The organism is Bradyrhizobium sp. BRP23, from assembly GCF_020194135.1.
In the GTDB taxonomy this organism is placed as follows: Bacteria; Pseudomonadota; Alphaproteobacteria; order Rhizobiales; family Xanthobacteraceae; genus Bradyrhizobium; species Bradyrhizobium yuanmingense.
Map to the genome: position 1 here is coordinate 294,575 of NZ_JADYVW010000001.1, position 11,340 is coordinate 305,914.

Annotated in this window: 6 protein-coding genes; 5 read left to right on the forward strand and 1 reads right to left on the reverse strand. The window is 65.1% G+C overall.

What is annotated here, in order from left to right:
* Positions 1–73 precede the first annotated feature (73 nt).
* The 5 genes from I6F24_RS01370 to I6F24_RS01390 all read left to right on the forward strand — a co-directional run bounded on the left by I6F24_RS01370 (position 74) and on the right by I6F24_RS01390 (position 9,618).
* Complete coding sequence (locus I6F24_RS01370; protein ID WP_225149857.1) at positions 74–493, forward strand: putative quinol monooxygenase; 420 nt, start codon at positions 74–76, stop codon at positions 491–493.
* Positions 494–718: 225 nt separating this feature from the next.
* Positions 719–3,547, forward strand: a complete 2,829-nt coding sequence (locus I6F24_RS01375) for a winged helix-turn-helix domain-containing protein (RefSeq protein WP_225149858.1) — start codon at positions 719–721, stop codon at positions 3,545–3,547.
* Positions 3,548–3,599: 52 nt separating this feature from the next.
* Positions 3,600–5,288: a thiamine pyrophosphate-requiring protein gene (locus tag I6F24_RS01380; RefSeq protein WP_225150095.1), complete on the forward strand. Its 1,689-nt coding sequence runs from the start codon at positions 3,600–3,602 to the stop codon at positions 5,286–5,288.
* Between the two features lie 104 nt (positions 5,289–5,392).
* On the forward strand, positions 5,393–7,885 hold the full coding sequence (locus I6F24_RS01385; RefSeq protein ID WP_225149859.1) for a GAF domain-containing protein: 2,493 nt from the start codon (positions 5,393–5,395) through the stop codon (positions 7,883–7,885).
* An 83-nt stretch (positions 7,886–7,968) separates the two neighbouring features.
* Positions 7,969–9,618: an alpha/beta-hydrolase family protein gene (locus I6F24_RS01390; protein WP_225150097.1), complete on the forward strand. Its 1,650-nt coding sequence runs from the start codon at positions 7,969–7,971 to the stop codon at positions 9,616–9,618.
* A 1-nt stretch (position 9,619) separates the two neighbouring features.
* On the opposite strand, the gene I6F24_RS01395 is transcribed toward I6F24_RS01390, so the two are convergent.
* Entirely contained in the window at positions 9,620–11,203 is a 1,584-nt protein-coding gene (locus tag I6F24_RS01395; protein WP_225149860.1) for an MDR family MFS transporter, read from the reverse strand.
* Positions 11,204–11,340: the final 137 nt, after the last annotated feature.

Consider the following 11,340-nt stretch of genomic DNA (forward strand, 5'->3'; position numbering starts at 1 on the left):
TCGTGCGGCGGGGGCGGCTGTCAGTGCCCTGGCTGGTCACTCTGCGATCCGATCAGATGTCGAGGACTTCACCATGCAAACTCTCGTCCGCAACTCGCTTGCCGCCCTGCTGATCGCCGCTGCGGCGCTGGCGACGCTTCCGGCCGTGGCTCAGGAAGCGCCGCGCGTGCACTATCGGGAGATCCCGGAGGGTGCATATTCCGTGGTGGCCCAGGTGCGCGCCAAACCCGGAAAAGAAGACATGCTACGCGCCGCCACCTTGCCACTGATCGACCTCCTCCGCAGCGATCCCAAGAACTTGGTCTATTTCCTTCAGGAAGACCGCGCCAAGCCCGGCCACTTCATCTTCTACGAAGTGTTCGCCAGCCAGGCCAATTTCGACGCACACAACGCGATGCCTTATGTGAAGGATTGGTTCGCCAAGCTGCCGGAACTTGCCGACGGCGGCGTCGAAGTCATGCGCATGGCCGTTCTTGGCAAGCCTAAAAAATAGCCGAACCGTCCCGCGTGAGCGCTCTGTCGCGATCGTCCTGCGGCAAATCGTACAACTCGGAGGTGCTCTCTTCAAAAATATTGCAGTGCATGATAATACCACTCGATCGGTTCGATCGATTGGCAATGATCAATGCGGGCTGCCACGGAGACACGACAACGGGGCACCGGCCGGCGGGAGCTCACCTACTGCTTCGGCCCATTTCGACTGATCCCCAGCCGCCAGTTGCTCCTTCTCAAAGGGCGCCCCGTCAAGCTGGGTGGACGTGCATTCGAGCTTTTGCAGCTGCTGGTGCAGCGCTGCGGCGAGCTGGTCAGCAAGACTGAGCTGATGGCGGCCGCGTGGCCGGGCACGTTCGTCCACGACAGCAATCTCAAGGTCAACATGTGGAGCTTGCGGCGTTCGCTGGGAGATACCCAGATCGAGCCCGTATACATCGCGACCGTGGCGCGCCGCGGATACAAGTTCATCGCGCACGTGCAGATCAGCACCGGCGAGGTCGAGGACGATCTTGCGCTCGCCGAACCGCTCCCCTCGTCCAGTCCGCCATTGCTGCGCGGCATCGTTGGTCGTGAAGCGGAAATCGACGATATCACCGGTCTGTTGACCGGCAACAGGCACGTGACGCTGGCTGGCGCGGGAGGAATCGGCAAGACGACGGTTGCCTTGGCCGTCGCCCAGGCGTTTGCGTCACAGTGCCGCGACGGCGTGTGCTTCGTCGATCTCGCAACGATCTCCGACCCGACGCTGTTCGGCGCCGCACTGGTGACGGCATTGGGCATCCGGGGCAATCCGGACAACAGCCTGGCTGCGGCCATCGACTATCTGAAACCGCGGCAGATGCTGGTCATTCTGGACAATTGCGAGCACGTCCTGCCAGCCGCAACGATCTTCGCCGGCAGGTTCATGGCGGAGGCATCGCCGTCCAAGCTGCTTGCGACGAGCCGCGAACCGCTCGGCACCGCCACCGAGCACGTCGTCCGGCTCGGCTCCCTGGTCTCACCCAAACCCGGCCACGCCCTGACCCCAGATCAAGCCGTCAGGTTTCCGGCAGTGCAATTGTTCGTCAGCCGCGCCGCCGAATGGGCGGACTACCAATTCGTCGATGATGATTGCGAGGCCGTTGCCGCAATCTGCCACTCGCTCGACGGCCTCCCGCTGGCCATCGAATTGGCGGCAGCCCAGATCGGCAGGTTCAATCCTCACCAATTGGTGGAGTTGCTCGACCAGAATTTGGGTTTTCGTGCCCCCGCCGCCGATGGCGCGCCGCCGCGTCATGAAACGCTGATGGCGACGATCGACTGGAGCTTCAGACTGCTGTCGCAGCGGGAAGCCAGACTGTTCGGCCTGCTCTCGGTGTTCAGCGACGCATTCGAGGTCGAGGACGCGGTCTTCGTCGCCGAAGCGGCAGGGCTCACGCCGGTCGACGTCGTCACCGGCCTCGGCAGTCTCGTTGCCAAATCGCTCCTGAGCGCGCAGGCACATGGCGCGAGCCTGCGCTATCGCCTGCTCGACAGCACATGCCGCTATGCGAGCGAGCGGCGCCGGGCCGATCCTGCCTGCGACCAGGCGCTGCGCCGTCATGCGCAACGTGTCCTCACGCTGTTCGAGCAGTCCGAGGAGGAGTGGAACTGGCGCGAGCCGGCCGATTGGACCCAGCGTTACCTTGGCCGCATCGCCGACTTGCGCGCCGCTCTTTCATGGGCGTTCGGCGAGCACGGCGATGCCGTACTCGGGATCAGGCTCACGGTTGCGGCGATCACCTTGTGGTCGGAGACGTCGATCCTGTCGGAAGCGCAGGCGCGGTATGCGGACGCGCTCGCATTGGCCAAGACCGTCCCGTGCGACGATCTGTCGAAGACAAAACTCGCCTGCGCCCTTGGGTGGAGCCTCTTCTACGCCCGCAAGATGTCGAATGAGAACGAGATTGCCTGGCTCGATGCCATCCTCTTTGCAAAGCGGGCCGGCAACATCGAATATCAGCAGCGGGCGCTGGTCGGGTTCGGCTTCTACCTGCTGCAGATCGGCCAGGTCGAGCGCGCCATATCTTATCTTGAAGAGGCCACTGAGCTCGCCGACCGCGATCGCGATCTGACGGCGACGTCCGAAGCCGATCGCGCGCTGGCCTGGGCTCGCGCTTTTGCCGGCGAATTGAGCAGGAGCCGCCCTGTTCTCGACCGTCTTGCAGCGACCTACTCGCTGGCCGAAGGGCGTTCGCGCAAGGACGCGAACGAAGTCTATCGGTTCATCACCGTCCGCTTCAATCTGCCCTTCGTCGCGTGGATGCAAGGGCAAGCGGACTACGCGGCGAGGCTCGCCAAGGACGCCATCGATGCCGCGGACCGCAGCGGCCATTGGGTGTCACAGTCGAACGCATTTGGGCTCGCCGCCCTTCCCGTTGCGCTCGAAACCGGCAATCTTGACGCGCTCGCGAGCTACACTGAGCGATTGCGTCGCAACCTTGAACGCGAGCGCATCTCACGCTGGGTTCCGGTCGAGCGCTATTTCTCCGCATGCCTTCGCGACCTGCGGGGCAATCCACGCGCGGTGGAGGATATTCGAGCCGCGATCGACGAACTGACAGAATGCCGGTTCTTGATGCGGATCGGCAGCTATCTCGCGGTCCTCGCCCGCGCCTATCTGAGGCAAGGGCGGATCGCGGAGGCGCAAGAAGCCATCACGCGGGCGATCGAGCATCAGGAACGCCAAGGCGAGCGCTGGTGCCGTCCGGAGCTCCAGAGAGTTGACGCCGCGATCCTTCTCCACACCGGCGAGCCGCTGCGCGCCGAAAAGCGGTTCCAGCAAGCGCTCGCGGAAGCGCGCAGGATAGGCGCGCTGACGTTCCAATTGCGGATCGCGACCGATCTCGCGGCACATTGGATCGCCACCGACCGCAGATCCAAGGCTGTCCGGCTGCTCTCGCCGATCTATCACGAGTTCACCGAGGGGTTCGGGACACCGGATCTGCTTGCGGCCCAGCGCCTGCTGCAGCCGACCGCGAGCGGCTGCAGCGACCATCGCAGGATGGAGCCGGTACACGCTGGCGACGCATAGCTGGCCTACCGCCGCGCTCGCTGCCCGCGCTTTACGCTCCCGGAAATTCCTGATCCTCTCTTGCCAACAAGCCGGATCAACCGGCCTTGCCAGGGAGAGAGACGCCATGAAGCTCGGCACCGCCATTGCGGAAATCATGAGGCGCGAGGGGATCGAGATCCTCTGCGGCTATCCGGTCAACCATCTCATCGAGCACGCAGCCAAGGCCGAGATCCGCCCCGTGATGGTGCGGCAGGAGCGCGTCGGCATCCACATGGCGGATGCGATCTCGCGGGTAACGTCGGGGCGCAGCATCGGCGCCTTCTGCATGCAGCACGGGCCGGGCGCGGAGAACGCGATGGGCGGCGTGGCGCAATGCTTTGGCGAATCCGTTCCCGTGCTGGTGCTGCCGATGGGCTATCAGCGAAGGCTGGCGCATATCGAGCCGAACTTCAATTCCAGCGAGGCGATGAAGCCGTTCGCGAAATCGTCCGAGCCGATCATCCTCGCGAGCGAAGTCGTCAACATCTTCCGCCGCGCCTTCACCAAGCTGAAGAACGGCCGCGGCGGGCCCGTCATCGTCGAGATCCCCTCGGACATGTGGAACGAGGAAGTGGCGGAGCCGCTGAACTACACGCCGGTGTTGCGCACCCGCTACGGCGCCGACCCCGTTCACGTCACGGAAGCCGCCAGTCTGCTGGTGAACGCAAAACGGCCGGTGATCTATGCCGGCCAGGGCGTGCATTACGCGCAGGCCTGGCCGCAGCTGAAACGGCTCGCCGAGCGATTGGCGATACCCGTCACCACCAGCTTGGGCGGCAAATCATCGTTTCCGGAGACGCATCCGCTGTCGCTCGGCTCCGGCGGCCTCGCAGTGCCGCGCGCAGTGCCGAAGTTTCTGGCCGAGGCCGACGTCATCTTCGGCATCGGCTGCTCCTTCACCGAGACCAATTTCGGCATCGCGATGCCGAAGGGAAAGACCATCATTCATTCGACGCTCGATCCCAATCATCTCAACAAGGACGTCGAAGCGAAGATCGGCCTGGTCGGCGATGCCGGCCTCGTGCTCGACGCGCTGCTGGAGGAGATCGGCAAGACCGTCACCGCGGATCGCGATGCATCCGCCGTCGCGGCCGAGATCGCAGCCTCGCACAAGGAATGGCTGGCGAAATGGATGCCGAAGCTGACCAGCAATGACGCGCCGCTCAGCCCCTACCGCGTGCTGTGGGATCTCCAGCACACCGTTGACATCGAGAATACGATCATCACCCACGATGCGGGCAGCCCGCGCGACCAGCTCTCGCCGTTCTGGCGATCGGTCGAGCCCCTCACCTATCTCGGCTGGGGCAAAACCACGCAGCTTGGCTACGGCCTCGGTCTTGCGATGGGCGCCAAGCTGGCAAAGCCCGACAAGCTCTGCATCAACGTCTGGGGCGATGCTGCGATCGGCTTCACCGGCATGGATTTCGAGACCGCGGTGCGCGAGCGCATCCCGATCATGTCGATCCTGCTCAACAATTTCTCGATGGCGATCGAGCTGAAGGTGATGCCGATCTCGACCGAAAAATATCGCTCGACCGACATTTCCGGCGACTACGCTGCGATGGCCCGCGCCTTCGGCGGCTACGGAGAGCGGGTGACGCGGCCGGAGGACATCGTGCCCGCGATCAAGCGCGGCATCGCGAAGACGAGGGAAGGCGTGCCGGTGCTGCTGGAGTTCATCACAGCCAAGGAGACCGAGGTGTCGCGGCCCGGCACGTGAGCGGAGCCGGTGCGGGCACGGCTGCGAGCCGCTGGCTCCGGCCGCAGAAGTTGTGATAATCCGGCCCGGTGCCGCGCACGCCGCGGCATCAAGCTGGACCGGGAATGACGACCGTTTTGCAGGAAATCGAGGAACTCGAGCGCCGATTGCGGTCGGCCACCGCCGAGATTGCGCAGCTGCGGGCCGAGCTTGCGACGGCTCGGGATCGCCAGAGCGCCAGCGCCGAGATCCTGCGTACCATCGCGGCCTCGCCGTCCGATGCGCGGCCGGTCTTTACGGCGGTCGCCGCCAGCGCAAAGCGCCTGCTCGGCGGCTTCTCCGCCACCGTGCTTCAGTTCATCGGCGACGAGCTTCACCTCGTGGCGTTCACGCCGACCAATCCGGAGGCGGACGCGGGGCTCAAGGCGTCGTTCCCGCGCAAGATAGCGGACTTCCCGACTTTTGGCCTGGTGCGGGAGGGCCAGACGATCCAGTTTCCCGACAGCGAGGCGGCCGACGTCCCTGAACTGAACCGGGAGCTGGCGCGGCTGCGCGGCTTCCGCAGTGTGCTATTCATGCCGCTGATGAACCGGGGCGCGCCGGTCGGCATGATCAGCGTCACCCGCGCCGAGCGAGGATCATTCGCGCCCGACCTCGTCCAGCTGCTGCAGACCTTCGCCGACCAGGCCGTGATCGCGATTGAGAACGCGCGCCTGTTCAACGAGACGAAGGAGGCGCTGGAACGCCAGACCGCGACGGCCGATATCCTGAAGGTGATGGCGGCCTCCCCGTCCGACGTGCAGCCGGTATTCGAGGCCATCGCCACCAACGCCAACCGGCTGATCGGCGGCTTCTCCACCGCGGTGCTGCGTTGTGTCGACGGCGCCGTGCACCTTGCGGCATTCACCCCGACGGATCCCGCGGGCGACCGCGTGCTCCAGGCCTCGTTCCCGGTGCCGTTCGCACAATTCCCGCCCTATCAGCTCGTGGCCAATGGTACCGCGGCGCAATTGCCCGACACCGAGGTCGAGCCGGCCGCGCGCGACATCGCGCGGGCCCGCGGCTATCGCAGCATGCTGTTCGCGCCTCTGATGAGCGAAGGCGAAGCCATCGGCATCATCATCGCGACGCGACGCGCGACCGGCAACTTCGCCGAGCATCACGTGCGCCTGCTGCAGACCTTCGCCGACCAGGCCGTGATCGCGATCAAGAATGTCAGCCTGTTCAACGCGACCAAGGAAGCACTGGAACGTCAGACTGCGACTGCCGACATTCTCAAGGTGATCGCGGCTTCACCGTCCGATGTCACGCCGGTGTTCCAGGCCATTTCCGACAGCGCCAAGGCGCTGATCGGAGCGCACTCCTCCACTGTAACCCGCGTCGTCGACGGCATGCTGCATCTGGCCGCCTTCACGACCGACAATGAGGCCGGCAATGCGGATCTGCTGAACTCATTTCCGACGCCGCTGTCCTCATCGGGCATTCACAGTCGGGTGGCGAGCAGCGGCGAGTATGCCTTCCGCAGCGACATGCAGAACGAGCCTGATCTTACCGAGGCCATGAAGGAGCTGGCGCGAACACGCGGTTATCGCAGCATCCTCGTGGTGCCGATGCTGCGCGATGGCCTTGCGATCGGCACCATCGCCGTCACGCGGCGGGAGCCCGGTTATTTTCCGGACAAAGCCATCAACCTGCTCAAGACCTTTGCCGACCAGGCCGTGATCGCGGTCGAGAACACGCGCCTGTTCAACGAGGTTCAGGACCGCACCAGCGAGCTCGCCAAATCGCTCGATGATCTCCGCGCCGCGCAGGACCGCCTGATCCAGACCGAGAAGCTGGCGTCACTGGGCCAGCTCACGGCCGGCATCGCGCACGAGATCAAGAACCCGCTCAACTTCGTCAACAATTTCGCCTCGCTGTCTGCCGAGCTGACCGAGGAGCTGAACGGGGTGCTCGCGCCAGTCCCGCTCCCCGAGAACGTCCGCGGCGAGGTCGACGAGCTGACGGGGCTTCTGCAGGACAACCTCGGCAAGATCGTGCAGCACGGCCGCCGCGCCGATTCCATCGTCAAGAACATGCTGCTGCATTCGCGCGAAGGCGGCGGCGAGCATGGGCTGAGCGACATCAATGCATTGGTCGAGGAGAGCCTGAATCTCGCCTATCACGGCGCACGCGCCGAGAAGCCCGGATTCCACGTGACGCTGAAGCGCGCGCTCGATCCAGCGGCTGGACAGGCCGAAGTGTTTCCGCAGGAAATCACCCGCGTGCTCCTGAACCTGATCTCGAACGGCTTCCACGCGGTCATCAGGCGCAAGGCCGACGGTGCCGCCGGTTACGAGCCGATTGTGACCGCCGCGACGCGCGATCGCGGCGATGACGTCGAGATCACGATCCGCGACAACGGCACCGGCATTGCCGACGATGTGAAGGAGAAAATGTTCAATCCGTTCTTCACCACCAAGCCAGCCGGCGAAGGCACCGGCCTCGGGCTGTCGATGACCCACGACATCGTCGTGAAGCAGCACTGCGGCACGATCGACGTCGCGACCGAGCCGGGCAAGTTTACTGAATTCACGATCGTGCTGCCGCGCAAGAGTGGTCTGTCAGGCAATAGCTGAGGTTGAATCGCGCGGTGGGTGCTTTCGGCAAACTGGCGTGGCTCATTCGGCGGCAATTGCTGTCGTTCTCCGGCGTCGGCCTCATGCTCGGTGCCCTGTTCTTCGCAGCCGCGCTGACGCCGACGCTGATCCCGCGGAGCTATCTCACGCAGGGCGCCATCGCCGGCGCCTGCTTCGGGATCGGCTATCTCGCCGGCAACGTCTGGCGCTGGCTGTGGCACTATCTGGAATTGCCCGAGCCGCCGGCGCGCCTGAGATCGACCGCAAACGCGCTGGTGGCGGCCGCCTGCCTGCTCGTCGTCATTGTTTTTCTGTGGCGGGCGGCCGGATGGCAGAACTCGATCCGCACCGTGATGAAGATGGCGCCAGTCGAGACCGCCCATCCGCTCAAGGTCTGCGCCATCGCCGTGATGACGTTCGTCGTGCTGCTGGTGCTGGCGCGGCTGTTCGCGCTTGCCGTGCGCCTCATCGCCGCGCGTGCGAGGCGCGTCATTCCGCGGAGGATCGCGAACGTCATCGGCGTGCTCGCCGCGGGCCTGTTGTTTTGGTCAATCGCCAGCAATGTCCTGATCCGCACGGCGTTCAACGCGCTCGATGTGTCCTTTCGCGAAGTCGACGCCTTGCTCGAGCCCGAGCGGCCGCAGCCGACCGCGCCCGAACGAACGGGAAGTGCCGCCTCGCTGGTGAAGTGGACGCAGCTTGGACGCATGGGGCGCAGATTTATTGCCTCGGGGCCGACCGCAACGGAGATCAGCGCCATTACAGGAAGCCCCGCGCTGGAGCCCGTGCGGGTCTATGTCGGCCTTGGCGGCGCCGAGACGGCGCAAGCGCGCGCCCGGCTTGCGCTCGACGAGCTCAAGCGGCAGCACGGGTTTGAACGCGACACACTCATCGTCGTTACGCCGACCGGAACCGGCTGGATCGACCCTGCCGCGATGGACACCGTCGAATATCTCCACCATGGCGACGTCGCCAGTGTCGCGATGCAGTATTCCTATCTCAACAGTCCGCTGACGCTGCTGTTTCAGCCCGAATCCGGTGCAGAAGCGGCGCGCGCCCTGTTTTCGGAAATTTACGGCTACTGGACGACGCTGCCGAAGAACCGGCGGCCGAAGCTGTACCTGCACGGACTGAGCCTCGGCGCGATGAACTCGGAAAAATCCGCAGAGCTGTTTGAGATGATCGGCGATCCGATTGCGGGGGCACTTTTGAGCGGCGCGCCGTTCGAAAGTCGCATCTGGCGCTCGATCACGGCAAACCGCAATCCGGGCACGCCGGCCTGGCTGCCGGAATTCCGCGACGGCCGCTTCGTGCGCTTCATGAACCAGAATGGACCGTCGGTGCCGGCAGATGCGCCCTGGGGTCCGATGCGCGTCGTCTATCTGCAATATGCGAGCGACGCGATCACCTTCTTCGCCTATCACGACGCCTATCGGGCCCCTGACTGGATGACGGCGCCGCGCGGGCCGGATGTGTCACCGGAGCTGCGATGGTATCCAGTCGTGACGATGCTGCAGCTCGCCCTCGACATGGCGGTCGCGACCAATACGCCGATGGGCTTTGGCCATGTCTATGCGCCCGAACATTACGTCGATGCCTGGGTCGCCGTCACCGATGTCCATGATTGGTCCCCCGACGCGCTGGCGCAGCTCAAGACCCATCTTGCAGCGGCGGCGCGAAAGGCCGCCGAGGGCAATGTCGCAAACGAGCCTTACGCCGATCGAGGCGGCTAGCCTACTCGGCCATCTCCACGGGCTGCTTGGCCGACGGTCCGGCCAGCGGCCGCTCCTCCATCGCGATCAGGCACAGCGCAGCGATCGTCATCAGCGCGGTGGCGGCGCCGAACACGTAGCGAAAGGCGTGCCGCATGTCGTCGGCGGGTATCGCGACGGCGCCCGCGGCGTGATGCTCGCCGGCGAGCGGGACGTCGGTGCCGAGCGCGATGAGCAGGATCGCGGCGAAGGCCGCCACCGTGAACGAGGACATCAGCGAGCGGAAGAAGTTCATCGCGCCGGTAATGGTGCCGACTTGCGGACGCGCCACCGAATTCTGCAGCGAGACCACGCACACCGGAAAAGTCGTGCCGAGTCCCAGCGCGAACGCGGCCATCAGCAGCAGCAGGCCCCAGAGCGGCAAGGTGGTGACCGTGAGAACGAGACCGCACAGCGCGGCCCATGACGTGCCAATGATGGCGACGCGCTTGTAGTGCTTGGCCCGAGCCATGGTGCGGCCGGCGACGGCCGCGCCGACGGTCGAGACCGCCGCGAGCGGGATCAGCGCAAGCCCCGCCTCGCTGGCGGTGAGATGATAGACCTGCTCGTAATAGAGCGGCAGCTGCACGGTCAGGCCGGTGATCGCCCCGAGGCCGCAGCCGCCCGCGGTCAGTGCGAACGGCGCCACCGATCCCGTCAACAAGGGCAGCGGCAGGAACGGCTCGTCGGCCCGCCGGGCGTGCCACACGAAGGTCACCGCGAGCGCGACGGCACCGCCCACCATCGCCAGCACCGTCGGCGAAAGCCAAGCATAGCGCGTCCCGCCCCAGGTCAGCACCAGCATGAAGACCACGGCGGACGCCATCAGCAAGAGGCCGCCGAGCCAGTCGACCTTGCGCTTGCGGTGGAACACCGGGATCTTCTTCATCTTCGGCAGCAGCAATGCGAGTGCTGCGGCCGCAAGCGGCAGGTTGATCCAGAAGATCATCGACCAGTGCAGATGCTCCGCGAACACGCCGCCGATGACCGGGCCGAGGATGCCGCCGACCATCCAGACGCTCGAGAAATAGGCCTGGTACTGGCCGCGCTCGCGCGGGCTCACCACGTCGGAGATCACGGTCTGCACCACCGGCATGATGCCGCCGCCGCCGAGGCCCTGAAGCCCGCGTGCCAGGATCAGCATCGGCATATTCGGCGCGATCGCGCACAGCACCGAGCCCGCGACGAACAGGCTGAGCGAGATGATGATCATGACGCGGCGGCCGTAGATGTCGCTGAGCGTGCCGAACACCGGCGCAACCGCAGTCGAGGCGAGCAGATAGGCGGTGATCACCCAGGACAGATTGGAGACGTCCTGGAACTGGCGTCCGATGGTCGGCAGCGCCGTCGCCACGATGGTCTGGTCGAGCGCGGCCAGGAACATCGTCACCATCAGGCTGATGACGATGGTGCGGACCTCATCCGAGCTCAGCGGTGCCGGCGGGGCGATCGAGGGCGCATCGTCGACGCTGATGACCTCGCTCGGCAGGCGGGACAGCTCTTCGGCAATATCGTCAGGCAATGTCTGGGTATCGGCAGAATTGCTCTGCCGGTCGAACTTGTTCATCTCGATCGGACGTCGTGACGCGGTGCAACACCGCCAAGGATTCGTTCTATGCAGCCCAACATAGAGGGGAAATTTCTTCCCGGGCAGGCACCGCGGCGCATGGGTGCATCCCACCGACGCATCCTCGCGGCTCCGTG